26 protein-coding genes, 3 tRNA genes and 1 pseudogene are annotated in these 22157 nt (G+C 53.4%); 4 read left to right on the top strand and 26 right to left on the bottom strand.

Annotation, left to right across the window (positions count from 1 at the left end; all coding sequences use genetic code 11):
• Nucleotides 1-18 precede the first annotated feature (18 nt).
• Nucleotides 19-336, top strand: a complete 318-nt coding sequence (locus tag GT3570_RS18715) for a hypothetical protein (RefSeq protein ID WP_167552183.1) — start codon at nucleotides 19-21, stop codon at nucleotides 334-336.
• A gap of 5 nt (nucleotides 337-341) precedes the next feature.
• On the opposite strand, the gene chrA is transcribed toward GT3570_RS18715, so the two are convergent.
• Nucleotides 342-1550, bottom strand: coding sequence for a chromate efflux transporter (chrA, locus tag GT3570_RS08035; protein WP_062898610.1), 1209 nt, complete (start codon nucleotides 1548-1550; stop codon nucleotides 342-344).
• A gap of 75 nt (nucleotides 1551-1625) precedes the next feature.
• On the opposite strand from chrA, the gene GT3570_RS08030 reads away from it, so the two are divergent.
• Nucleotides 1626-2132: a QueT transporter family protein gene (locus GT3570_RS08030; protein ID WP_011231162.1), complete on the top strand. Its 507-nt coding sequence runs from the start codon at nucleotides 1626-1628 to the stop codon at nucleotides 2130-2132.
• Between the two features lie 10 nt (nucleotides 2133-2142).
• On the opposite strand, the gene GT3570_RS19345 is transcribed toward GT3570_RS08030, so the two are convergent.
• From GT3570_RS19345 to GT3570_RS07930, 21 genes and pseudogenes are all read right to left on the bottom strand, one after another.
• Nucleotides 2143-2394: a hypothetical protein gene (locus GT3570_RS19345; protein ID WP_227016070.1), complete on the bottom strand. Its 252-nt coding sequence runs from the start codon at nucleotides 2392-2394 to the stop codon at nucleotides 2143-2145.
• A 2-nt stretch (nucleotides 2395-2396) separates the two neighbouring features.
• Nucleotides 2397-3399, bottom strand: a pseudogene (locus tag GT3570_RS08025) (DMT family transporter).
• Between the two features lie 397 nt (nucleotides 3400-3796).
• Nucleotides 3797-5011, bottom strand: a complete 1215-nt coding sequence (locus tag GT3570_RS08020; RefSeq protein ID WP_025039057.1) for an ABC transporter substrate-binding protein — start codon at nucleotides 5009-5011, stop codon at nucleotides 3797-3799.
• Nucleotides 5012-5137: 126 nt separating this feature from the next.
• Nucleotides 5138-5845, bottom strand: a complete 708-nt coding sequence (locus GT3570_RS08015) for an ABC transporter ATP-binding protein (RefSeq protein ID WP_021321369.1) — start codon at nucleotides 5843-5845, stop codon at nucleotides 5138-5140.
• Nucleotides 5838-6602 (bottom strand): ABC transporter ATP-binding protein, encoded by a 765-nt coding sequence (locus GT3570_RS08010; protein WP_011231157.1) that lies wholly within the window; start codon nucleotides 6600-6602, stop codon nucleotides 5838-5840. Before GT3570_RS08010 ends, GT3570_RS08015 begins: the two co-directional genes overlap by 8 nt.
• A 2-nt stretch (nucleotides 6603-6604) precedes the next feature.
• Nucleotides 6605-7642 (bottom strand): branched-chain amino acid ABC transporter permease, encoded by a 1038-nt coding sequence (locus GT3570_RS08005; RefSeq protein WP_011231156.1) that lies wholly within the window; start codon nucleotides 7640-7642, stop codon nucleotides 6605-6607.
• A complete protein-coding gene (locus GT3570_RS08000) occupies nucleotides 7642-8505 on the bottom strand; it encodes a branched-chain amino acid ABC transporter permease (RefSeq protein ID WP_020279658.1) in 864 nt (287 codons plus the stop codon). Before GT3570_RS08000 ends, GT3570_RS08005 begins: the two co-directional genes overlap by 1 nt.
• A 58-nt stretch (nucleotides 8506-8563) precedes the next feature.
• On the bottom strand, nucleotides 8564-9190 hold the full coding sequence (locus GT3570_RS07995; RefSeq protein WP_021321368.1) for a TetR/AcrR family transcriptional regulator: 627 nt from the start codon (nucleotides 9188-9190) through the stop codon (nucleotides 8564-8566).
• 20 nt (nucleotides 9191-9210) lie between these two features.
• Nucleotides 9211-10380, bottom strand: coding sequence for a thiolase family protein (locus tag GT3570_RS07990; RefSeq protein WP_021321367.1), 1170 nt, complete (start codon nucleotides 10378-10380; stop codon nucleotides 9211-9213).
• An 80-nt stretch (nucleotides 10381-10460) separates the two neighbouring features.
• Nucleotides 10461-10865, bottom strand: coding sequence for a MaoC family dehydratase (locus GT3570_RS07985; RefSeq protein WP_021321366.1), 405 nt, complete (start codon nucleotides 10863-10865; stop codon nucleotides 10461-10463).
• A complete protein-coding gene (locus GT3570_RS07980) occupies nucleotides 10862-11311 on the bottom strand; it encodes a MaoC family dehydratase N-terminal domain-containing protein (RefSeq protein ID WP_062898608.1) in 450 nt (149 codons plus the stop codon). Before GT3570_RS07980 ends, GT3570_RS07985 begins: the two co-directional genes overlap by 4 nt.
• Before the next feature lie 18 nt (nucleotides 11312-11329).
• The gene (locus GT3570_RS07975) at nucleotides 11330-12094 is read right to left on the bottom strand and encodes a beta-ketoacyl-ACP reductase (protein WP_013523726.1); all 765 of its coding nucleotides are present in this window, start codon (nucleotides 12092-12094) and stop codon (nucleotides 11330-11332) included.
• 36 nt (nucleotides 12095-12130) lie between these two features.
• Nucleotides 12131-13309, bottom strand: coding sequence for an acyl-CoA dehydrogenase family protein (locus tag GT3570_RS07970; protein ID WP_013523725.1), 1179 nt, complete (start codon nucleotides 13307-13309; stop codon nucleotides 12131-12133).
• Between the two features lie 179 nt (nucleotides 13310-13488).
• Complete coding sequence (locus GT3570_RS07965; protein ID WP_021321364.1) at nucleotides 13489-14232, bottom strand: NAD-dependent protein deacylase; 744 nt, start codon at nucleotides 14230-14232, stop codon at nucleotides 13489-13491.
• A gap of 189 nt (nucleotides 14233-14421) precedes the next feature.
• A complete protein-coding gene (gene nfsA / locus GT3570_RS07960) occupies nucleotides 14422-15171 on the bottom strand; it encodes an oxygen-insensitive NADPH nitroreductase (RefSeq protein ID WP_021321363.1) in 750 nt (249 codons plus the stop codon).
• Between the two features lie 95 nt (nucleotides 15172-15266).
• Nucleotides 15267-16100: a pirin family protein gene (locus GT3570_RS07955; RefSeq protein WP_062898607.1), complete on the bottom strand. Its 834-nt coding sequence runs from the start codon at nucleotides 16098-16100 to the stop codon at nucleotides 15267-15269.
• A 452-nt stretch (nucleotides 16101-16552) separates the two neighbouring features.
• Nucleotides 16553-16882 (bottom strand): type II toxin-antitoxin system PemK/MazF family toxin, encoded by a 330-nt coding sequence (locus GT3570_RS07950; RefSeq protein ID WP_011231143.1) that lies wholly within the window; start codon nucleotides 16880-16882, stop codon nucleotides 16553-16555.
• Complete coding sequence (locus GT3570_RS07945; protein ID WP_011231142.1) at nucleotides 16882-17151, bottom strand: AbrB/MazE/SpoVT family DNA-binding domain-containing protein; 270 nt, start codon at nucleotides 17149-17151, stop codon at nucleotides 16882-16884. The genes GT3570_RS07950 and GT3570_RS07945 overlap by 1 nt, the downstream gene beginning before the upstream one ends.
• A 237-nt stretch (nucleotides 17152-17388) precedes the next feature.
• A tRNA-Ser gene (locus tag GT3570_RS07940) sits at nucleotides 17389-17478 on the bottom strand.
• A gap of 9 nt (nucleotides 17479-17487) precedes the next feature.
• A tRNA-Ala gene (locus tag GT3570_RS07935) sits at nucleotides 17488-17560 on the bottom strand.
• A 10-nt stretch (nucleotides 17561-17570) separates the two neighbouring features.
• Nucleotides 17571-17647: transfer RNA gene (locus GT3570_RS07930), tRNA-Pro, on the bottom strand.
• Nucleotides 17648-17837: 190 nt separating this feature from the next.
• Between GT3570_RS07930 and GT3570_RS07925 the strand changes: the two genes are divergently transcribed.
• Nucleotides 17838-18602 (top strand): hypothetical protein, encoded by a 765-nt coding sequence (locus GT3570_RS07925; RefSeq protein ID WP_023634677.1) that lies wholly within the window; start codon nucleotides 17838-17840, stop codon nucleotides 18600-18602.
• A 13-nt stretch (nucleotides 18603-18615) separates the two neighbouring features.
• Nucleotides 18616-19083, top strand: a complete 468-nt coding sequence (locus tag GT3570_RS07920; RefSeq protein WP_021321939.1) for a hypothetical protein — start codon at nucleotides 18616-18618, stop codon at nucleotides 19081-19083.
• 68 nt (nucleotides 19084-19151) lie between these two features.
• Here the strand turns inward: GT3570_RS07920 and GT3570_RS07915 are convergent, their stop codons facing one another.
• Genes GT3570_RS07915 through GT3570_RS07900 form a run of 4 tightly spaced genes read right to left on the bottom strand, consistent with a single transcriptional unit; the run spans nucleotide 19152 to nucleotide 22142 of the window.
• Nucleotides 19152-20132, bottom strand: coding sequence for an ABC transporter permease (locus GT3570_RS07915; RefSeq protein ID WP_011231139.1), 981 nt, complete (start codon nucleotides 20130-20132; stop codon nucleotides 19152-19154).
• The gene (locus GT3570_RS07910; protein ID WP_011231138.1) at nucleotides 20125-21039 is read right to left on the bottom strand and encodes an ABC transporter ATP-binding protein; all 915 of its coding nucleotides are present in this window, start codon (nucleotides 21037-21039) and stop codon (nucleotides 20125-20127) included. Before GT3570_RS07910 ends, GT3570_RS07915 begins: the two co-directional genes overlap by 8 nt.
• The gene (locus tag GT3570_RS07905) at nucleotides 21036-21833 is read right to left on the bottom strand and encodes an SGNH/GDSL hydrolase family protein (protein ID WP_011231137.1); all 798 of its coding nucleotides are present in this window, start codon (nucleotides 21831-21833) and stop codon (nucleotides 21036-21038) included. Before GT3570_RS07905 ends, GT3570_RS07910 begins: the two co-directional genes overlap by 4 nt.
• Nucleotides 21834-21842: 9 nt before the next feature.
• Nucleotides 21843-22142, bottom strand: a complete 300-nt coding sequence (locus GT3570_RS07900; protein ID WP_014195759.1) for a transporter suffix domain-containing protein — start codon at nucleotides 22140-22142, stop codon at nucleotides 21843-21845.
• Between the last annotated feature and the right edge of the window lie 15 nt (nucleotides 22143-22157).

Below are 22157 nucleotides of genomic sequence, written 5' to 3'. Positions count from 1 at the left end.
CATGCAAACGAAAACCATTTGATCAAGCTCATCACTAATACACTGGCGCCGGCCGTTAAGGAAACGAGGTTGACGATCGACGCCATCGTGCTCGCCACGACGGTCGGCGGCGGCTGGATTGCTTGCGGCGCAGATCGCACTCGGCCCCTTGTTGTCTGGTTTGACCTCCCGCCTGCTATTGTGACCATCCATTTTCTCATAGCGTTTCTCTTGGCTGGCGCTGCTGTTGATCGATCTATGCATCTATTTGCATCTGCCGGCTATTGCAACGGCAAAGCCAAACACGTCGTTGTCCATTTTCGGACGATAATGAAAAGCCGCCATCATGGTGCTTAGGGAGATCAGCCGAGCCAAGCGCGCAGCCATCCGCCGACGAACGAAACAAGGACGACCGCCCATGCTGGCCACTTCCACACAACAAGAAGAAGAAAAGCCCCAAGGGAAAACGCCAAATCGGCCGGTCCCTTCACCGCTTTTGTCCAAATCGGATCATACAGCGCCGCAAGTAACATCCCGACGACAGCGGCGTTAATGCCGGCAAGCGCCGCTTGGAAGCGTGGATGACGGCGAAGCCAGTGCCAAAACGGAAACGCGCCAAGAACGAGCAAAAAGGATGGAAGAAAAATGGCTGTGGTAGCCACTAGCGCTCCCTTCCAGCCCAACGCCGCCATTCCAATATACGCGGCAAACGTAAACAGCGGCCCAGGGACGGCTTGGGCGGCGCTGTAGCCGGCTAAAAACTGATTGGCGGTGACCCACCCTTGCGGCACCACTTCCGCCTCCAAGAGCGGCAACACCACATGACCGCCGCCAAACACGAGCGCCCCAGCGCGGTAAAAGCTATCAAACAGCGCCAAAAGCGGTGAGTGGATCCAAGTACGAATGAGCGGCAGCGCAACAAGCAACACAGCAAACAAGGAAAGCAACGTCAAACCGGTGGAACGACGAATGGAAGGCGGGATGCCTGCCGCAGACGAAGAAGGTGCGACATTTTTTCGCACTCCAACAGCGCCAATGCCCCCCGCTGCGGCGATGACGGCTACTTGGCTCCACGCGCCCGGCGCAAGAAGCACAGCGGCCGCCGCTGTGATGGCGACCGTTGCCTCGAGGCGGCTAGAGGCGAATTTGCGCGCCATCTCCCATACAGCTTGCGCCACGACCGCCACGGCCGCCAACAGCAAGCCGTGCATCCAGCCGGCGTCACCCCAAGAATGGTGTTGCAGCCAAACAGCAACCAGGCTGAGGGCGACCGCTGACGGCAGCGTAAAACCAAGCCAAGCTGCCAACGCCCCCCAAACGCCGGCGCGCATGAATCCGATGCCGATGCCGACTTGGCTGCTCGCTGGACCAGGGAGGAATTGGCATAAAGCGACCAAATCGGCATACGTTTTCTCGTCAATCCATTTTTTTCGTTTGACGTACTCTTCGTAAAAATAGCCGAGATGAGCGACCGGACCACCAAATGACGTTAAACCGAGGAGAAGCGCTGTTTTTCCGACTTCCCAAACCGATCGCCGCCGGCTTGTTGCTTGTTGATCCGTCAAGGTCAACGAGATTCACTTCCTTTTCGTTCATTCGTTTGTCGTGCTACAATCATATTATCATCAATGCGAGGAGAGGACGTTATGAACATTCGGATCATAGCGGCAAATGGCTTGATCGCCGCCGTGTATATCGCGGTGACGACGCTCATTCAGCCGTTTGGCTTTACGAATATTCAGTTTCGCGTGTCAGAAATATTGAATCACTTGGTCGTGTTCCGCAAAACATACGCTGTTGGCATCGTGCTTGGCGTCTTTTTTGCCAATTTGTTTTTCTCGCCGATTGTCGCGTATGATCTTGTATTCGGCGTTGGCCAGTCGGTGTTGGCGCTGCTCATCACGATCGTCTCTATGCGGTATGTCCGAAACGTTTGGGCGCGCATGGCCGTCAATACGCTGTCATTTACTGTGACTATGGCCATTATCGCCTTCGAATTGAAACTGGCGCTCGGCTTTCCGTTTTGGCTCACATGGCTGACGACGGCCATCAGCGAGTTGGTCGTCATGGCCATCGGCGCGCCGATCATGTATGCCGTCGGCCGCCGGATTGCTCCAGAAGCCTTCCGGGCCGCTGACGGCCGCAACGACTGACCAAGTGTTCCTACGGCATCGAGCGCACCGCCCATTCGATGATCAATGAACAGACAGCGGCGAGCACCGAAGCCGCCGTCATGGTTGTTAGCATAGACCGCAGCTTGGGATGAATATTGGGGCGAAAGTGAAGGATGGCGAGACTGACAGCAACCCCTCCGACCCATACGACAAGACCCACGGGCGTCATAAGCACGTCCCAGTCGCTAATCCAGAAATAAATCACAGCCGCATGGCAGGCCAGCAGCGCATATAGGATCATCCTCACTGCTCTTCCCCCACGCGATAGGAACGCCAGGCTGCTGAAACCGGGTGGGGCCGGCCGGTTCACCGTCTTTGCAGACTCAAAACTATGCCAGCAAATCCCCGCCACAATGACCGCTAAGCCGACAAACGCCCAGCCGTTCGGAAACGGAGCCGATAATAACAGCACTTCGCCGATAACGGCAAAAATCACTTCTCCGGATTGCGTCGCTTCAACAGCAGCCAGCTTCCGCTCATTTCCTTTCGCCCAGTCAGTGGCGATGAAAAAAAGCGTCGTCGCGATAACGCCCGAGCTGATAGCGACAATGAGCGACTGCGCCGTTTGCCCAGCCGAAGGAACTCCGGCTGTCGCCCATCCAATCAGCGCCACGACGAACCAAAACGGCAAGCTGGCGATCGTCATCCCGAATACGCGTTGAAACGCGTCAAGCCGTCCGGCACAATGTTCGATCATTTTTCGGTTGCCCAGCGGGTAAGCAAAGGCGGCGATGAGCACAGGAAAGATCCCCAACGCGATTTCTTCCCATGTGAGATGGCCTGCTTGCTGGAACTGAACGAGCACGACGCCGAGCAAAATAAAAAATGAAATGAAAAGCGCCTGTTTTTCAATCGGGCGGCGCACGGACACAGTTCCGTTTTGCGTTTCGATTTGTTCTGTAAACAGCGGGCTAAGCAGGACGCCGGCGACGATCGTGCACTGCCATGTGCCGGCTACAAGCCACCCTGGCCCGTACGCAGCGGCGTACGTGAGCGGTGCGTAAAACAGGCCGAAACCGACCGTCCCCCAGACGATCCATGTCCATGGATGGCGCTTCATGTCGCGCCAAACCGGACCGAGATTGCGGCGGGCAAGAAGAATGACAAACAACAGCGGAACCATAAAGAAAAAACGAAGTGACGAGCTCCACGTCCAACTCCCGCCAGCTAGTTCCATAGACCGGTTCAATATGAACGTAACGGCAAAAAAGAACGAGGCGGCAAGGCCGAGGGCCATTTCCCGCATGGTCGGTCTCTCCCCTCCTGTGATTAGATTCATCATGTGGCAGAGCAGTTTTATTTTATCGCATTATTGAAAATTTTTCTATTTGTTTTTTTTGATTATTTAGAACATAGTTTTCTATGATAAGAAATGCACAATAAGAATTGATCAACCCGAAACAGTTCTGCCAGGCGGCAATCCTATCATTAACGAATCAAAAAACGTCATAATGCGAAAACGGAAAAGGCTGTCTGGAAAAAGTCGTGCGATGACCTTTTCAGACAGCCTCTCTATTGCCCCATCCATATACCGCTCCATCTACGGATCCTTGAGAAGATGCACACTTCAGGGCTCATGCAAAGAGCATTCCCATTGAAAGCCCGATGATAAGGTGCCTCTGCTTGTCAGTCTGCATGGTGTATTATTGTTTTATTAACTCAATCGGCACAATTTTTCCATTTTCCACCGCGGCCACGACGATTTCCGATTCAAATCCGCCATCGTCGCCGATGCTTGGGACGTTATACACTTTCTTTTCGTCTGGAATGTTTTTCAAGCCGTCGTTCATATGTTCGCGGATCGCTTGCGGGTCATCGACGGTGCCTGCGGCTTTCATCGCCTCGACGAAAGCGTAAAGCGCCAAATAGTTGTAAGCGGCTTCCGATCCCGGATCTTCATTGAACTTTGCCCGATAGTTTTTCACAAACTCTGGAACCGCGGGTTGATCCGACTCGACAAGCGGCATGACGCCGATCGAACCTTCAAGCATGTCATAAGAGCCCGTCACCCGTTTCATCTCATCGAGTTTCGCTTGGTCCATAATGATAAAGCCGCCTTTAAAACCAAGTTCGCGCGCTTGTTTCGCCACTTTTGCCGTCGGCTCCGAAGCGCCCCCGATAAACAACACATCCGGTTTTTCTTTCAATGCATTCGTCACGATCGTAAAGAAGTCGGTGTCTTTCGTAAAGTCAATCGATGATTTGTAGACGACTTTTCCGCCTTGTTTTTCCCAATACGGCAACAGTTTTTCTGTCCAGTCTTTCCCGTATTGCGTCGCCGTCGGCAAGGCGGCCAGTTTCTTGCCGAAATGCTTCATGGCATAATCGGTAAACGTCGGGATGTAGCCGTCATAGCGCGGCGGAATGCGCACGGTCAGCTTATTGCCCGTTTGTGTAATTTTCGGCTCACTCGTATACGCCGCGATGATGAAATTGTCCGTTTGGTTGAACACTTGCAGCGCCATGACGCCACCGCTGTGCGGCGTGAAAATGATCGGCGTATGATGCTCTTGCACAAGGCGTTTGGCGTTCGCTGCCGTTTCGTTTGGCAAATATTTGTCATCTAATGGGACGAGGTTAATTTTGTATTTCTTTCCTTTCACCTCAAAGCCGCCGCTGTTGTTGATTTCCTCGGCCGCCATTTTCAAGCCGTTTAACGTCCGTTGGCCATAATAGGCGGCCGGGCCGCTCAGCGGGCCGCTGTAGCCGATGTTGACCGTGCCCGTTTCACCGCTGCCTCCTCCGCTATTGTTTCCGCCGTTGGCGTTATTGCTGCTTGGCGAATTGTTGCACGCCGCAAGCATCAACATCATGATGGCCGCGATCATAGCGGCGATTGACCATTTTCTTTTTTTCATTCTACTCCCCCCTATTGACGATCTATTATTTTGAATATTTAGATAATATTTAGCACACCCGTTATTCACCCCCTTTCAGTGCCATCTCCTCTCCTTGCTTTCGCTGATGGACAAGGATGAGGCCTATCATGCACCAATGTACGCCTTGCGGACATCGTCGTTGGCGAGCAGCTCCTCCGCCGTCCCTGAGGCAACGATCGTTCCATTTTCAAACACATAGCCTCGATGGGCGATCGACAGCGCCGCATGAGCGTTTTGTTCCGCCAACAAAATCGTTGTTCCTCCCTCATTGATTTGCTTAATCGTCGCAAACATTTGCTCGACAATCAACGGGGCGAGTCCGATTGACGGCTCATCAAGCAAGAGCACCGCAGGACGTGACATTAAGGCGCGTCCGATGGCGAGCATTTGCTGCTGGCCGCCGCTTAACGACCCGGCTGGCGCGTTTTGCTTGTCGCGCAAAATCGGAAACAGTTCGTATACATGTTCGATTGAGCGGCGGATGCCTTCTTTGTCCTTCCGATGGACGTAAGCGCCCATCAGCAAATTTTCGTATACACTCATGCGCGGAAACAGTTTGCGCCCTTCCGCGCATTGCACGACGCCGCGCCCGACGATGCGGTCAGGAGGCAGCGAATCAATGCGCTCGCCATCGAGGCGGATTTCCCCCCGCACTGGTTTGTGCAGCCCGCTGATCGTGCGAAACAATGTGCTTTTCCCGGCCCCGTTGGCGCCAAGCAAAACGGCGATCTCCCCTCGCTTGACGGAAAACGTCACATCGCGAATGGCCGTAAAACTCCCGTAGCGGACGGATACGTTCGCAACTTCAAGCAATGGCGCTCCCTCCTAAATACGCTTGAATGACCGCCTCGTTGTTTCGCACTTCCTCGGGCGTTCCTTCAGCGATTTTTTCTCCGTAGTTTAACACCATAATGCGGTCGGCAATTTTCATGATCATCGACATTTTGTGCTCAATCAGGCAAACAGTCAGGCCGCCTTCTATCATTTTGACGATCAACTCCTCAAGCCCTTCCGTTTCATCCGGGTTGATGCCGGCTGCCGGTTCATCAAGCAGCACGAGCTCCGGATCGGTCGCCAAGGCAAGCGCGAACGCCGCCCGCTTTTTCTGCTCCTGCGACAAGTTGGCCACCATCCGATCCGCCACATGGGTTAGACCGACAAAGTCGAGCACTTCCATCGCTTTTTCTTTGCATGCCTGTTCCTCGCGGCGGTGCCGTTTCGTGCGCAAAATGGCATCAAATAAGTTGGATGACGTGCGGAGACGATGGCCGATGATGACGTTGTCGATCACCGTCGCCTGTTCAAACAAGTGAGTCGTTTGAAACGTGCGGGCGATGCCGAGCTTCGCCCGTTCGTTTGCCGGCAGGCGGGTAATATCGCGCCCTTTGAACGTAATCGTCCCTGACGTCGGCCGGTACAAGCCGCTGATTAAATTGAAAAACGTCGATTTGCCGGCTCCGTTTGGGCCGATGATGGCGTTGATCTTCCCTTGCTCGACGGAAAAGGTGACATCGTTGACCGCCAGAAGCCCGCCAAACCGCTTCGTCAACCGTTCAACGTGCAAAAGCATCGTTATCCCTCCTCTGCGTGCCGCTCGCCTCGTCCTTGGCTCGAGACGGCCAGTTCCGCAGCAACTCGGTTCGCTTCTGGATCGAGACGGCGCGCTTCTTCACGCTTTGCTTTCAAACGGATGACCCCCCCGGCAATGCCGTGTGGGTAAAAGATGATGAGCAACGTCAGCACCGGACCGAAAATCAACATCCGGTAATCTTGCAAAAACTGCAATTGTTGGGACAGAAACGTAATCAGCAACGTCCCGACGACCGGACCGGCGAGCGTGCCAATCCCACCGACAAGCAAATACGTTAAAAAGTCGAACATGACGCTGACGTACGCAATGTCCGGGCCAAGAAAGCGGATGAACGATGCGTACAGCGCTCCGGCAAGCGATGTAAAAAAGACCGAGAGAACAAACGAGGCGAGTTTGTTTTTCATCGTCGAGATGCCAAGCGTCAACGCGAGCTCCTCACTGTTGCGAATGGCGATGTACGTCCGTCCGGTCAACGAATAGACAAGGCGGTACATGGTGAAGATGACCGCAACCAAGAAGCATAACACCAAATAATATTGGGCGACGGGCGTTTGAAACGAGAGCGGACCGATGTCAGCCGGCGCCGGGATGCCGATAAACCCGCGCACTCCGCCGGTTAAACTGTCCCATTTGTCAATGATCAAATAGATAATATAGCCCACACAAAGCGTATAAATGGCGAAAAAGTGCTCTTTCGTCCGCAGCGCAACAAGCCCGATGACGGCCCCAAGCAACGTGGTGAACAAACAAGCAAGCACGAAAGCCAACCAAAACGGCACGCCGGCTTTCACCGTCAAAATGCCAAGCGCATACGCGCCAATCGCAAAAAACCCGGCGTGGGCAAGCGACAAATAACCAGTATAGCCAGCAAATAAATTCAGCCCGTAAACAGCGATCATCCAAATGAAGGAGATCGTCATCATGTGCAAGTAATAGCTGTTGGTGACAAGCAACGGAAAGGCAAGCGCCAGCGCCGCAAGAACGGCGATCCATAAGCGCCGGTTGGCGAATACAGCCATCAATGTCCCTCCTTGGCAAACAGTCCGTTCGGTTTGACCGTTAAAATGATGACGAGGATGGCAAAAGCGATAATGTCTTTGTAGTCGTTCGACACATACGTCGCTCCCAAGCTTTCGCTGAATCCCAAAATATAGCCGCCGACAATGGCGCCTGGAATGCTTCCCATGCCGCCGAGAATGATGATGACAAACGCTTTCAAGATGACAAGATGGCCCATGCCGGGAAACACGAGGTTGATCGGCGAAGCGAGCGACGCGGCGAGCGCTGCCAAACTGCCGGAAAGGAAAAACGTCAGCATGGCGACTTTATTCGTGTTAATGCCGACCAAATTCGCCCCTTCGCGGTTTTGCGCCATCGCGATGATGGAAGCCCCGATGAACGTCTTTTTCAAGAAGAGGTAAAGCAAGATCATGATGATGACAGCGGATGCGATGATGAGGATGCGTTGAACCGTCAAGGTCAAGCCGAAAATGCTGACAACGTCGCCGTATGGGGTTGGCATCGTCTGGTAGTCCGCCCCCCAGACGAACTGGGCGAATGCCTCCAAAAACAACAAAATGCCAATCGCCGCAATTTTGTCATGGAGCGGCGGTGCGTCGCGAAGCGGATAAAACACAAGCCGTTCCATCAATACACCGAGCATCCCGACCGCGGCCATCGACACGACAACGGCCAACCCGTACGGCAGCCCGGCTTTCGTCATCGCAGTGAGCGTGACATAACCCCCCATCATATATAACGCGCCGTGGGCAAAGTTTGGAATGTGCAAAATGCCATAAACAAGCGTCAAACCTAACGCGACAAGGCTGTAAACGCTTCCAACTGTCAGCCCGTTTAACAGCTGCTGGATGAATAGCTCCATCCCGATCCCCCCTTTTTGTTTGCCGTTTGGCCAGACCATCAAAGCAGCGGCCGATCTTTCATTCGGTCTGGCCGCCCGAATTGCCTGGCTCCGCCTCATTTCGACCGCTTTCTCCAGCTCTTGGCGCCTTTATGCCGTGCAAAATGAAATCAACGAAAATGTCCGTCAGTTCTTCTTCAGAGATGCCTCCGTCAGGCCGGAACCAATAATAGCTCCAGTTGGTGATGCCAAGCAGGCCAAACGTAATCATTTCTGCATGAAGCGACGGCTTGAATTCCCCGCGGGCGATCCCTTCTCGAACCAGCTGTTCATACCGCTTGCGAAACAACCGCCGCTTGGCGCGGATTTCCGTCAAATGGTCATCAGCCAAATGCCGCATTTCACGGAAGAAAATGCGGGCGCTTTTCTTCCGTGTGCGGATATTGCAGATGACCATATGGACGATGGCCCGCAATTTCTCCGTGCAGCTTTTCTCGGGATCTTGGACAATGCAGGCTTGCTGCCGAAGCAAATCATCTAGATAGGAAACGCAAATATCACATAGCAACTCCTCTTTGCTTTTGTAATAGTAGTAAAAGGCCCCCTTCGTTGCCCCGATCGCTTCGACGATTTCCTGCACCGACGTTTCTTTGAATCCTTTGCGTTCAAACAACTCAATGGCGACTTCCCTTAATCTTTCTTTCATCCTCCACGGTCTCCAATGCGTCATTCTCTCTCAATAATCGTCGCGATGCCTTGGCCGCCTCCGATGCACGCGGTAATGAGCGCGTATTTCCCCCCGCAGCGCTTCAGTTCATACACCGCTTTTGTGATCAAAATCGCTCCCGTCGCGCCGAGCGGATGGCCATGGGCGATGGCGCCGCCGTTTATGTTCACTTTTTCGGGATCCATCTCAAGCTCACGGTCGCAGGCGATCACTTGCGCGGCAAACGCTTCATTGATTTCAATGATGTCCATCTCATCAAGCGTCAGCCCCGCCTTTTCAAGCACTTTTCTTGTCGCCGGCACCGGGCCAATGCCCATGATGTTCGGATCCACTCCGGCGACCGCATGGGCGCGGATGACGGCAAGCGGCTTTAAGCCAAGCTCCTCTGCTTTTTCCCGCGACATGATGACGAGCGCCGACGCTCCGTCGTTCAATCCAGAACTGTTCCCGGCCGTCACCGTGCCGCCTTCCAAAAACGCCGGCGGCAGTTTTGCGAGCGCTTCCATGGTTGTGTTTGGCCGCGGATGTTCGTCCGTATCGAAGATGAACGGCTCCCCTTTTTTCACCGGCACGGCAATGGGCACGATTTGCTCGTCAAATCGCCCTTCCTGCATGGCGCGCGCCATGCGCTGCTGGCTGCGCAAGGCGAATGCGTCTTGTTCTTCACGGCTGATGCCGTACTTTTTGGCCAAGTTTTCCGCCGTGATGCCCATCGGCGGGTCGCCGATTTCTTTCGGCGATAGCTGCGACTTTCGAAAGCTCGGCGGCGTCGAGCTGTACGGTTTTTCCGGGCGGTCCATCAAATACGGCGCGCGGCTCATGCTTTCCACGCCGCCGGCAATATACACATCTCCGTCGCCGGCCCAAATGGCTTGCGCCGCTAAATTGACGGCGTTAATGCCCGAACCGCACTGCCGGTCCACCGTCACTCCCGTCAGCTCGAGCGACAATCCGGTTTGCAGCGCGGTCAGCCGGGCGATATTGCCGCCGCCGCTTAGGACGTTGCCCATAATGACATCATCGACATGCTCCGGACCAATATTCGCCCGCCGCATCGCTTCTTTGATCACTTCCGCGCCGTAAATATGCGCCGGCATCGTCGCCAAAGCGCCCCCTTGGCGGGCGATGGCCGTTCGTACAGCAGACACAATGACGGCATCTCGTCTCATCCTGACTCCTCCTCATCCCCTTTGTAGTACGAAACCCGGCAACTGGGCGTTCTCGATGTTACCGGGCTCGCTGCCTTGTTTCACTCATACAGAGAAAACACGGCTTCGCCCTTAATGACTTCTTTTCCTTGCTGGTTGACGGCAGCGACGGCAAAACGGATCGCTTTCTCGTCTTTTTCCTTCACCGTTGCTTTTAAGGTGATGACATCGTTTAAAAACACCATCGACTGGAAGCGGACGAAATAGTCTTGGACAAACCCTTCTTCGTAGTACGGCGTAAACAGCTTCGCGAGATTGCCCATCGTCCACATGCCGTGGGCGATAATGCCCGGCAGGCCGGCTTTTTTCGCCTCTTCATCGATCGTATGAATCGGGTTGTAGTCGCCTGATGCGCCGGCGTATTTGATTAAATCGAGCCGGGACACCGGTGCGAGCGTTACTTCGGGAAGCGACTCTCCGACTTGCCATTTGCGGATGCTCGTCATACGCTCATCGCCTTTCTAACCGCCTCGTTGATCATGATCGTCGAGGTCGAAGTAAAAACGAGATTCCCATCAGGGTCTTCGCCGTTGTTGGCGATGACCAAAAAGCCGAGCAGGCCCATGCTGCTTTGTTTTTCGTAATAATCTTTCACTTCCGCATAGCAATACAGCTCTTCGCCGACAAACAGCGGGCGCTCATAATGGAAGTGCTGTTCGCCATGGATGAGCCCTTTGGACGGCAATTTCAGCCCTTCAATGACGCCGTAGTCAAACACGCGCGGAAACGTCGGCGGCGCAATGTTGCGCCCGTAGCGCGACCGTTTCCCCGTCTCTTCGTCCCAATAAATCGGGTTTGGATCGCCGATCGCCTCCGCAAACTTTTTCACCGCTCCGCGCTCAACGACATTTTTCACTTTCGCTGACCGTTTCCCGATGTCATGTTGGTACATGCCCCGTCCTCCTCGTTTTCAGCATTTCGGACCGCCGGCGACATACAGCACTTGGCCGTTGACAAACGATGACCGTTCGTCGGCGAAAAAGGCGACCGCATGAGCGATGTCTTCCGGACGGCCGCTGCGCCCGACCGGGATGTTGGCGACGCTCGCTTGGATGAGCTGCTCAAACGAAATGCCAAGCCGCTCGGCGGTCGCTTTCGTCATATCGGTTTCAATAAACCCAGGGGCGACGGCATTCGTCGTGATGCCGAATTTGCCAAGCTCAATCGCCAGCGTTTTCGTAAATCCTTGGATGCCGGCTTTCGCCGCCGAATAGTTCGCCTGGCCGCGGTTGCCGAGCGCTGACGTCGACGAAATGTTGATGATGCGCCCGTACCCTTTTTCGACCATATATTTTTGCGCGGCGCGGGCGCAATAAAACGCGCCTTTTAAATGGACGTCCATCACCGTTTGCCAGTCGTCATCGGTCATTTTAAACAGCAAGTTGTCGCGGATGACGCCGGCGTTGTTGACGAGAATATCGAGCGAACCGAACCGATCGACCACTTCTTGGATCGTCGCTTCTACTTGTTCGCGGTCGGTGACGCTCGCCACCTTGGCGTAAACGTCATACCCTTTTTCCCGTAGCTCCGCAGCCGTCGCTTCAAGGGCTTCTGCGTTTAAATCAATGAACGCCACTTTCGCTCCTTCTTCCGCGAAGCGGGTGACAATCGCCTTGCCAATGCCGCGGCTTCCTCCGGTCACAAACGCCACTCTTCCTGCAAACCGTTGGCTCATCGTGTTCTCCTCCCTTTCGATAACGCTTTCATTTTTTTAGATGAACTGTCCAAGCTTGACGTGCCCTTTGATCAAATTGCGGGCGATAATGAGGCGCTGAATTTCATCCGTGCCGTCGTAAATGCGCCACAATCTCGCTTCACGATACCAGCGCTCGATCGGCATTTCTTTCGTGTAGCCCATGCCGCCGTGGATTTGCATGACGCGGTCGACGACGCGGTTGCCCATGTTCGCGCCAAACAGCTTCGCCATCGAGGCTAAATGGCGGTTGTCCTCCCCTTGGTCAAGCGTAAAGGCCGCGTTTAACACAAGCCATTTCGCTGCTTCGATTTCTACCGCCGAATCGGCAATCATCCATTGGATCGCCTGCCGCTCGGCGATCGGTTTGCCGAATGTGACACGCTCCTTCGCATAGTCAATGGCCATTTGCAAAAGCCGCTCGGCCGCTCCGACCGCACGGGCGCCGACGACCCAGCGGGCGTAGCCGATCCACTCAAGCCCAAGCTTATAGCCGTGATGCAGCTCGCCTAAAATGTTTTCTTCCGGCACGCGCACGTTTTCGAAAATTAAGCTGGCTGGAGTGGAAGGTCCCATCGTATGTATCGGTTCCGAACGCCAGCCCATCTCGCGGTCGACGATAAAACACGTCACCCCTTCACGCCCGTTCGAGGCTTGGTGACGCTCTTTGTCGGTGATGGCGATCACCATGACAAAATCAGCGTCGTTGCCGCCGGTAATGAATGTCTTCTCCCCGTTTAACACCCACTCGTCGCCGTCTTTCACCGCCGTCATTTTAATGTTGCGCGTATCTGATCCTGCTCCCGGCTCGGTCATGGCAAAGCACGATTTTTTCTCGCCGTTGATCGTCGGGATCAAATATTTTTTCTTTTGCTCTTCATTCGCGTAATACAAAATGTTGTCCGCCGATCCGCCAAACTGGAACGGAACAAGCGTTTTCGACACTTCCATCAACACAATCGCCTGCATGACATGGCCCAAATTCGCGCCGCCGTATTCCTCCGGCGTGTTGATCCCCCAAAACCCCGCTTCCTTCGCTTTGAGCTGCAGCTCTTTTAATTTTTCGGGCGGGAGCCCAGGCTTCCCTTCGCGCTCATTGCGCAATACTTCATTTTCGAGCGGCATCAATTCTTTTTCGACAAACTTGCGGATCGCTTTTTGCACCATGCGCTGCTCGTCCGTTAAGCGCAAATACATGATGGTCCCCTCCCTTTTCCGTTACGCCTTTATGCTCGACTCCACTCATCAAAATACCAACCGGTTGGTATGTTATCTTTATTATATTCGAATGTTCTGAAAAGTACAATACCTTTTTTGATTTTCGTCCAACGGGAAAACGCCATATGCGTTCTCCCGTTGGCATGGAATCTATCGATCTATTCCGCCTGTATTTGCTTGCGCACGCTAGCGACCGTTTCCCCGATTCCGCCATAAATGACAAGGTCAAACATCCCGTCCATTCTTGTCGCTGTTTTGTTGATCAATACTTTCCTTGTTGCCGGCGATTCGGCGGCGACATAAAACGGGATTTGATTCACGGGCGCCACTTCCAAACTTGTTCCCATCGCCAGAAGCAAATCGCTGGCGGCCGCCGCAGCAAACGCTTCTTCCATGCGCGGCACGAGCCCGCCAAACAAAACGACATCCGGTTTGACAATCGTCTGGCACTTTTCACAGCGCGGCACCTCGTGACGGTTGATAAACGACAGATCATACTTGTTGCCGCATGACGGGCATGTCGCCGTCTGCAGCGTGCCGTGCAGCTCAATGACATTCGTGCTTCCTGCTTTCGTATGCAGCCCGTCAATATTTTGCGTCAAAATCGTCACCGTCTTGCCCATCTCCTCAAGCCAGCGGAGAAACCGATGCCCGTCATTCGGGGCAAAGCCGCCCATCATTTTTAATGAAAACATCCGCTTGAATCGACGCCAAAAATCAACCGGATCTTTTTTGTAATAATACTCTGACAAATAATATTCGACATTGTCCTCTTGGGCGTAAAGGCCGTTTTCGCTGCGAAAATCAGGAATGCCGGATTCCGTGCTCATCCCCGCCCCGGTCAGGACGGCGATCGTATTCGCCTCTTTGATCCATTGCGCCAGTTGCCGGATTTGGTCCATCCTCGTTCTCTCCTTTCCTACGAACCTCTTGGTTTTGCCAGTCTCGCCTTCGGTTCTTTTCGAGGCCATAACGTATAGCTGAAACTCCAGACAAAATCAATCACCAAAACCAATGTCCAACGGGCTGGCATAGTTTTCTCACAAATGGAATCGCCTGCAAGAAAAACCCCTCTTCCGAACGAAGAGAGGCTACCGTAAATTGAACCCTTTCCCTTCCACAAACTCCTTCATGTACATCCGGACTTGGCGGCTGAGCGTATCGGCCATCTGCCCGGTCCATGTGTCGCGGCGGCGGCCGTTTGTCCGCTGCTCATAATACGCCGAAACCGTTTCGTTGTAGCGTTGCAATTGTTCGAGGAATCGGGCGCGGTCTTGGTTGTATTCGTCCTCATGATAAACGTGTTCAAACGGCAGCCGCGGCTTTGGATCCGGCGTTTGCGCAGGATAGCCGACGGCAAGCCCGAACAGCGGAATGACCCGTTTCGGTATGTTAAGCAGTTGGCATACTTCCGGCAGGTTGTTGCGCAGCCCGCCAATGTAGCAGATGCCAAGCCCCATCGACTCCGCGGCAATGGCGGCGTTTTGCGCCGCAAGCGCCGTGTCAATCAGCGCAACCATAAACTTTTCCGTACTCTCAAGCGATGGAAGCACGTCTTTTCCTTCTAGCTCGCCAATGAGCTCATGGCGGTGAAAATCAGCGCAAAAGACAAAGAAATGGCCGTTATGCTCGACATAGGATTGATTTCCCGCCAGCTCGGCGAGCTTCCGTTTTTTCTCCGGATCTTTCACCCCGATGATCGAGTACGCTTGAACATAGCTTGAAGTCGATGCCGCCTGGGCGCATTCGACGATCGTGCGGATTTGTTCATCCGTGAGCGGCCTGTCTTCAAACCGGCGGATCGAACGGTGCTGGAGAATCGTTTCGATGACTTGGTTCATGACTATGTCCTCCTTGAACAGCCCAACGGCTTCTTTTTGTGAACATGATAACAAAAAAGAAAGAGCCATACAACGAATCGGCTCTTTCCCTTCCATTATCGCCCAAACCGCCCTTCCTGGTAATCGCGAATCGCCTCGCGGATTTGTTCCGGAGTGTTCATGACGAACGGCCCGTAGGCGACGACCGGTTCGTTCACCGGCTCGCCGGCATAAAGAAGAAGGCGGAGTTTTTCGCGGGCGGTCACGTTTAGCTCCGTTTCCTCGCCGCGGTTGTGGCGGCTGAAAAACAGCGCTTGCCCGGCTTTTCCTTCGATGTTGTCGGCACCGAACACGCCACTCCCCTCAAGAATGTACAAAAACCCATTGTAATGCCCCAGCAAATCTTGCACGACCGTTGTTCCCGGTTCGACAATCATTTCCACCATCGTGACGGGAACGATGTTTTTCGTCGGCGCTTTGACGCCTTTCGATGACCCGGAAAAGACCCGGATCGTCGCTCCCTCTTCCTTGCGCACGGGCATGTCTTTGGAGCGCAAGTTTTGGTAGCGCGGCTCGGTCATTTTGTACGCGCTCGGCAAGTTGACCCATAGCTGAAGGCTGTGCACGGTTGAACCGGACGCCGGGTCTTCCTTATGGACGACGCCGCGGCCGGCCGTCATCCATTGCACATCTCCAGGCCCGAGCGTGCTGTGGCCGGCTTTGCTGTCGAAATGTTCAAGCTCGCCGCTGATCACATACGTGACCGTCTCAATGCCGCGGTGCGGATGGACGTCAAACGTTCCTCGCTCAAAAATATCTTCCATCAGCAGCAAAAACGGATCATACTCTTGCCAGTTCCCGGGCTCAAGCACCGAACCGCTGCGATGAATCGGACTGTTGGTGGTCATTTGCACGGTTTTCACGCGACGAATGCGGCGTTGAATCGCCATAACCTCTCCTCCCTTATGTTGCGCAATCCCGGCCGTTGCCGAAAGGAGTGCAGCTCAATCGGCAAACCGTTTCCTCCTTCATCGTACCGGATTCAACGAAAAACAGGCAAGTCATCTGCCTGAAAAATGGCGGCCATACCGCTCGCAAAAAACAAAAAACCTGCCGGCACTCGGCAGGTGGACGTTGGAAGAGGGATTCCAATCCCACCATAAAACTATTGATACAAGGATGAATGGACATGCTCGTTCATCACGTGCAAAATTTGTGCAAAATAATCTCCAGTGTGTCAATCCATGCAAAAAGGCGGGACAATCCGCCTTCTTTTCGTTGCTCGATTCTGCCTTTTTAACAAAATATCCGAAGGAAGTCTCCCGCCTCAAGGAGCGTGAAGGGCAAAAATGTACGCAAAAAGTATGCTAAAAGTGAACAAAAGGCCAATATAAATGGCCTTTCACGAAAGAAAAGTATGAATCAGATCCAAGCAATCCGAAACAACTTCATTGGGCGCCCGTCCTACTATTTGAAGCTGTCGGGCGCGCCAATCTAAACTTTTGACCTGATCGGTTAAAATCACGCCTTCAACGGCCAAGCCTGATGGCAATTCCACTTCAAATGGATATCCTTTTTGTTGCCGGGTGATCGGGCAAAGCACCGCAAACCCTGTCAATTGATTGAACCGCTTTGGTGATAGAACGATGCCGGGCCTTTTTCCTGCCTGCTCATGCCCTGCTTGTGGATTGAAATTGACGTAAACAAGATCCCCACGATCCGGCGCTTGCATCAGAACAATTCATTCCCTTCTGTTCCAAAATCAATTTCAGCATGGCGATTTTCCGGCGTGATTTTAGCCAAAAGTTCCTCCAATGTCGGCTTTTTCTTTTTCGGGATCAACTTGATCGCTTGGTTCTCAACGATCATCTCCACTTCTGATCCTTGATGAAGCGCTAAACGTTCAGCAATCACGCTTGGGATACGAACCGCAAGGCTGTTTCCCCATTTTTGAACTGTTATTGTCATGATTGACACTCCTTTCTGTTTGTTTAATTCCATTATACCTCTCTCCTTTCATTTCGTATATACATAGTATATACATAAATTCAAAAAAAGATGCCATCGAGACGGTGTTTTCGATTCGAAACGAACGATTACGATTGATGATAAGACGCTGAACATGTTAAAAGATTTGAAGAAAAGTCAAAAGGATTCCCAAAAAATGAAAAACGACTGCCAACGCAGTCGTATCAAGGGTTTCATGATTTACAATTTGACAGGATCGGATATTAGAAATGGAGGAAGAGGGATTCGAACCCCCGCGGGCTGTGACACCCCTAGCGGTTTTCGAAACCGCCCCCTTCAGCCAGACTTGGGTATTCCTCCGTATGAAAATGGAGCCTATCGGATTCGAACCGATGACCTCCTGCGTGCGGGGCAGGCGCTCTCCCAGCTGAGCTAAGGCCCCATGTCTATAATGGTCGGGAAGACAGGATTTGAACCTGCGACCTCACGGACCCGAACCGTGTGCTCTACCAAGCTGAGCTACTTCCCGACATAGGCTGGTTTACCTTGCGACAATTCATATTCTATATGAACCTCAAAGGAAAGTCAATAGTTTTTTTATCTTTTTTTCGCCATAACGGATGAAAATTTATCTTTTTTCTGAAACGACCTGCATAGCTGCCGCTCCTTTTTTCCTATACTAAAAACACAGCAACCGTGTAAAGGAAAGGGGGCGCTTTGTGAAACTCATTCCGCCGGCGCGGCGCAAACGGGCGCATTTGTCGCAATTGACAACCACCCATTTCCATTTGCGTCATCCGCTTGTCGTCGCCTTTTTTTCCTTTTCGTTTCCGGGTTTCGGCAATTTGATGCAGCAACGCTACGCCACGGCCTTTATGTTAATCCTCTGGGAGCTGTTTATCAACACAAAAGCCCGTATCAATACAGGTATATTATACTCGCTGCTTGGCGATTTTGAAAAGGCAAAAGCCGTTCTTGACGAACGATGGCTCATGTTTTATGTGGCCATCTACATGTACAGCATTTGGGACAGCTACCGCGGCTCAGTCGACATGAACAAGCTGTATTTGCTCGCCGACCGCGAAGATGCGCCGATCTCTTCCATCCGAATGGGAATATGGGATATTAATTATTTGGACAAGCGCGAGCCTTGGCTGGCGCTGGTCTGGTCGGTGCTCGCCCCGGGCCTTGGCCATTTGTATGTCCATAAAGTGATCACCGGCCTGTTTATCTTCACCTTTACCATTTTGGTATCGTATTTCGCCCACTTGCCCGAAGCGATTACGTACACGCTGACGGGCCGATTCGATTGTGCAACGAAGATCATCGATATGCAGTGGGCGCTTTATCTGCCATCGATTTATTCGTTCATCTTTTACGATGCTTACGTATCAGCGGTCGAATACAACAAGTTGTTTGAAAAAGAACTAGCCCACTATTTGCGGCGCCGCTTTCAGCCGAAACGGTTCGCATGGCCGATTTGATGGGAGGCGTTTCATGATTGTCATTGCCACTTTCGAGAGCCACCTATTCGTTGAACTGGCGATTTCAGCGCTTCAAGAAAAAGGGATTGCTGAACATCAGATTTTTGCAGTCCCGCTCAACCGCTCTGCCGAACCGCCGCGCCTGCTTGATACGCTCCATCACGCCAACGGGTTCAGCTTCCTTGACTTGGCGGCGATTTTAGGAACGTGCTTGATGCTGCTAGGGGCGATTTACGGCTATGTGTTGGCATGGGGTCCGATCATTTGGGGGATTATCGGGGCGGTTTCAGGCATCGGAATCGGCATTTTGCTCAAATGGTGGGTAAACCGAAAATCCACGCACCGTCAAAGCCGCACAGGCGCTGATATCGTGCTTCTCATCCGTTGCGATGAACAGCAATGGCCGGCCGTGGAGCAGTTGCTGCGGGGCCATCACGCGCTTGGACTCGCCGGCGTTCACGACAAGCAGCCGAATAGATAGGCATTTCATCCCCTTTCACTGAAAAACCCGAGGGAACACCCCCTCGGGTTTTCGCCGCTCTGCCGTTTTCAATAGACATCTCGCCGCATAAAGACAAAAAAAGCGACAAGAAGCCCTGCAAGCCCCCAGACAGCCAGCACGGCCATCGAAAAGCCAAGCGTCATCCCCTCAATCGGCGGAGCCGCTCCTTTTATGTAATCCGTCAGCCGCAAATTGACCATAAACAAATATTTTGCCGAATGCCACGACGACACCATGTTCGACAAAATCGCGCCAGAAATCAATGCTGCCAGCATGATGCCCATCACCGCCGCCGTGCTCCTAAGCAGCACGGAAAACATAAACGTCAGTGTGCCGACGACAACGCTCACAAACGCTGCCAGCCCGAGCTCGATCAAAATGTATTTCCATTGCGGAATCATGTGGACATTCGCTGTATTGAGATCCTCTCCTTGCTGGACAAATCCGGTCAATAGCGGCAGACGGAAGCCGCCATATCCAAACACGAGCCCGGAGATGGCATACGACAGCACCGCCGCCATCAGCATAATGAGCGACACCGACAGGAGCAACGCGATATATTTGCTCAACAAAATTTTCCACCGCTTCACCGGCCGAACGAGAAGCAGCTTGATCGTTCCAGCGCTTGCCTCGGACGACACTAAATCGGCCGCAACCACCATCACTAAAAGCGGCAAAAACAAGTCGATGGCGTTTTCGATAAACGTGCGCATAAACGTCGGCGCTCCAGGGGCGGACGGATTAATGTTGTGCTCTAAGTAGTACTGCTGCTGCTTGAGGCGGATTTGCAAGTATTTCCGCCATTCCTCAGACATGCTCGGCGACTGCAAGCGGTTTTGCAAATCGACGATTTGCTGCTGCAGCTGCGTCCGCCAGTCGGTCGTGCCAAGCCGTTTTCTCAACTCTTCCGTCTCGCGGTATTGGGCGTATGTAAACAAGGCGACGAGCACCGCAATGATGGCGGCGATCACCCATAGCCGCTTTTTGCGGACGATTTTCAACATTTCATTATACACGAGCTTACTCAATCGTTTCGCCCCCTGTCAGCTCGATAAACAAGTCCTCGAGCGTCGGCAGCCGCGGTTCAATTTCCGAAACCGAGACGCCGGCTTGGACAAGCTTGGCGTTCCAAGCGGCTAGTCTCGACGGCTCATATGGCGTGACGATCGTCTCTTCATCGGCGCGCAACACCTCGGTTTCCGCCGCTAACAGCGCCCGCGCCCGATCCGTTGGAGCGGCTTTCCAGACGACGCGCGCCTGTTGGTTTAACAGCCGCTCAACCGTGTCCACGGCCAAGAGCCGTCCTTTCGCCATAATGGCGACGCGGTCGCACATTAATTGAATTTCACTTAACAAATGCGATGAAACAAGGACGCTCAACCCTTCCGTTTCCGCCAAAAAGCGGATGAAGGCGCGCATTTCGCGAATGCCGGCCGGGTCAAGGCCGTTGGTCGGCTCGTCCAAAATGAGCACCTTCGGCTTTCCAAGCAGCGCCTGAGCGATGCCGAGCCGCTGCCGCATGCCGAGCGAATACGTGCCCACTCGGTCATGGATGCGCTGTTCAAGGCCGACGAGCTTCGCCACTTCCATGATCCGATCTGCACCAATTCCCGGCATCATGCGGGCGAAATGTTCAAGGTTTTCCCAGCCTGTTAAATACGGATACATTTCTGGGTTTTCGACGATGCAGCCGATCTGGCGGATCGCGTCGGTAAACTGGCGGTGAAGATCATACCCGCAAATCGCCACCGTCCCCGACGTCGGCCGAATGAGCCCGACGAGCATGCGGATCGTCGTCGTTTTTCCCGCGCCGTTCGGCCCTAAAAAACCGAATACTTCCCCCTCATGCAACTCAAACGAAATGCCTTTAATAATTTCCTTGCCGCGAATCGTTTTCCGCAGCTCTTTGACCGCTAACGTCACCTGTTTGGTCATTGCTCACCCTCCTCCGTCAACGTGATGAGCGAGGCGACGCGCTCTCCAATCCGCTTGTAGCCTGCCGCGTTTGGATGAAAATGGTCGCTGTACAAATAGTCGTTGACATGGAGGGCAAACAAATCAAACGTCGGCACCGCGACGATGTTCGGATAGCGGGCCGCCACTTCCGCTGATGCAAAATTCCAATCGCGCACAACCGCCGACGTCCATTTGGCATCGTCTAAATCGCCAAACGGGTTGTACAAACCGATCGCAAAAATGACCGCTTCGCTGTTGAAGCGGCGCAGCGCGGCGAAAATGCGGTCTAGGTTGGCTACATATCGCCGTTTCGCCTCATTCAGCTGCTTTCGATCCAGTTTCAACGCTTCCCCGCCTTGAAACAAGTCGTTGCCGCCGATGGTCATCACAATAAGATCCGCCATGGCGACTTGCCGCTGAATCTCAGGCTGGCCAAGCTGGCGAAGCAGTCCGTCAGAGCGAAGGCCGCGGATGGCCAAGTTCGTCACACGGATCGGCTTATCCGTTTGCCGGCGAAGCTCATCGACCATATAGCCGACATACCCTTTTCCGCTTTCATCGCCCGTTCCTCTCGTCAACGAATCGCCAAGAGCAACAATATCCATTTTCTCGTCATGTTGCCTTGTTTCAGCCGTCGGCGGCCGTTGTTCTTTCGTCGGCGGCTTGGCGGCCGAAAAAAACTGGTCTTGCACCGCCAATGCCAGGCCGCCAAGCCAAAGCACTCCGGACAGGGCGGCAACGGCTATGAGAAGCGCAACTGTGCTCCGTCGCATGCAACCACCTCATTTCTTCATCGTTGTCATCTCTCGCGATCCGTCTTGGCATTGTTCGCCATCATTGGTTTGATCCGACAACCGCCGTTTTATTCGCCAATGTTTCAGATCCCAATACTTCTTCAGCTTCGACGCCGCTTCCTTTCCAACCAACAGCGCCCCGATCCAAAACATGATTTCCGCCGCCACAATGGCAACCGCAACGATCGACGCTTTGGCCGCAGTCGAAAACGGTAAAAATGGCGCGATGGGCGGAATGACCCAAACGACGAACGATGCGATGATGAACCCGACGCCAATGTGATGCATGACGGACCGCCTCTG

Source organism: Geobacillus thermoleovorans (genome assembly GCF_001610955.1).
Taxonomy (GTDB): Bacteria; Bacillota; Bacilli; order Bacillales; family Anoxybacillaceae; genus Geobacillus; species Geobacillus thermoleovorans.
This window is presented reverse-complemented; position numbering and strand designations above follow the sequence as displayed.

Bases quoted from the DNA above. Each gene is read 5' to 3' on its own strand.
- GT3570_RS08030 (WP_011231162.1), top strand. From the start codon at position 1,626: ATGAACATTCGGATCATAGCGGCAAATGGCTTGATCGCCGCCGTGTAT.
- GT3570_RS19345 (WP_227016070.1), bottom strand. From the start codon at position 2,394: ATGATCCTATATGCGCTGCTGGCCTGCCATGCGGCTGTGATTTATTTC.
- GT3570_RS08020 (WP_025039057.1), bottom strand. From the start codon at position 5,011: ATGAAAAAAAGAAAATGGTCAATCGCCGCTATGATCGCGGCCATCATG.
- GT3570_RS08010 (WP_011231157.1), bottom strand. From the start codon at position 6,602: ATGCTTTTGCACGTTGAACGGTTGACGAAGCGGTTTGGCGGGCTTCTG.
- GT3570_RS08005 (WP_011231156.1), bottom strand. From the start codon at position 7,642: ATGGCTGTATTCGCCAACCGGCGCTTATGGATCGCCGTTCTTGCGGCG.
- GT3570_RS08000 (WP_020279658.1), bottom strand. From the start codon at position 8,505: ATGGAGCTATTCATCCAGCAGCTGTTAAACGGGCTGACAGTTGGAAGC.
- GT3570_RS07995 (WP_021321368.1), bottom strand. From the start codon at position 9,190: ATGAAAGAAAGATTAAGGGAAGTCGCCATTGAGTTGTTTGAACGCAAA.
- GT3570_RS07990 (WP_021321367.1), bottom strand. From the start codon at position 10,380: ATGAGACGAGATGCCGTCATTGTGTCTGCTGTACGAACGGCCATCGCC.
- GT3570_RS07985 (WP_021321366.1), bottom strand. From the start codon at position 10,865: ATGACGAGCATCCGCAAATGGCAAGTCGGAGAGTCGCTTCCCGAAGTA.
- GT3570_RS07980 (WP_062898608.1), bottom strand. From the start codon at position 11,311: ATGTACCAACATGACATCGGGAAACGGTCAGCGAAAGTGAAAAATGTC.
- GT3570_RS07975 (WP_013523726.1), bottom strand. From the start codon at position 12,094: ATGAGCCAACGGTTTGCAGGAAGAGTGGCGTTTGTGACCGGAGGAAGC.
- GT3570_RS07970 (WP_013523725.1), bottom strand. From the start codon at position 13,309: ATGTATTTGCGCTTAACGGACGAGCAGCGCATGGTGCAAAAAGCGATC.
- GT3570_RS07965 (WP_021321364.1), bottom strand. From the start codon at position 14,232: ATGGACCAAATCCGGCAACTGGCGCAATGGATCAAAGAGGCGAATACG.
- nfsA (WP_021321363.1), bottom strand. From the start codon at position 15,171: ATGAACCAAGTCATCGAAACGATTCTCCAGCACCGTTCGATCCGCCGG.
- GT3570_RS07955 (WP_062898607.1), bottom strand. From the start codon at position 16,100: ATGGCGATTCAACGCCGCATTCGTCGCGTGAAAACCGTGCAAATGACC.
- GT3570_RS07950 (WP_011231143.1), bottom strand. From the start codon at position 16,882: ATGCAAGCGCCGGATCGTGGGGATCTTGTTTACGTCAATTTCAATCCA.
- GT3570_RS07945 (WP_011231142.1), bottom strand. From the start codon at position 17,151: ATGGAATTAAACAAACAGAAAGGAGTGTCAATCATGACAATAACAGTT.
- GT3570_RS07920 (WP_021321939.1), top strand. From the start codon at position 18,616: ATGATTGTCATTGCCACTTTCGAGAGCCACCTATTCGTTGAACTGGCG.
- GT3570_RS07910 (WP_011231138.1), bottom strand. From the start codon at position 21,039: ATGACCAAACAGGTGACGTTAGCGGTCAAAGAGCTGCGGAAAACGATT.
- GT3570_RS07905 (WP_011231137.1), bottom strand. From the start codon at position 21,833: ATGCGACGGAGCACAGTTGCGCTTCTCATAGCCGTTGCCGCCCTGTCC.
- GT3570_RS07900 (WP_014195759.1), bottom strand. From the start codon at position 22,142: ATGCATCACATTGGCGTCGGGTTCATCATCGCATCGTTCGTCGTTTGG.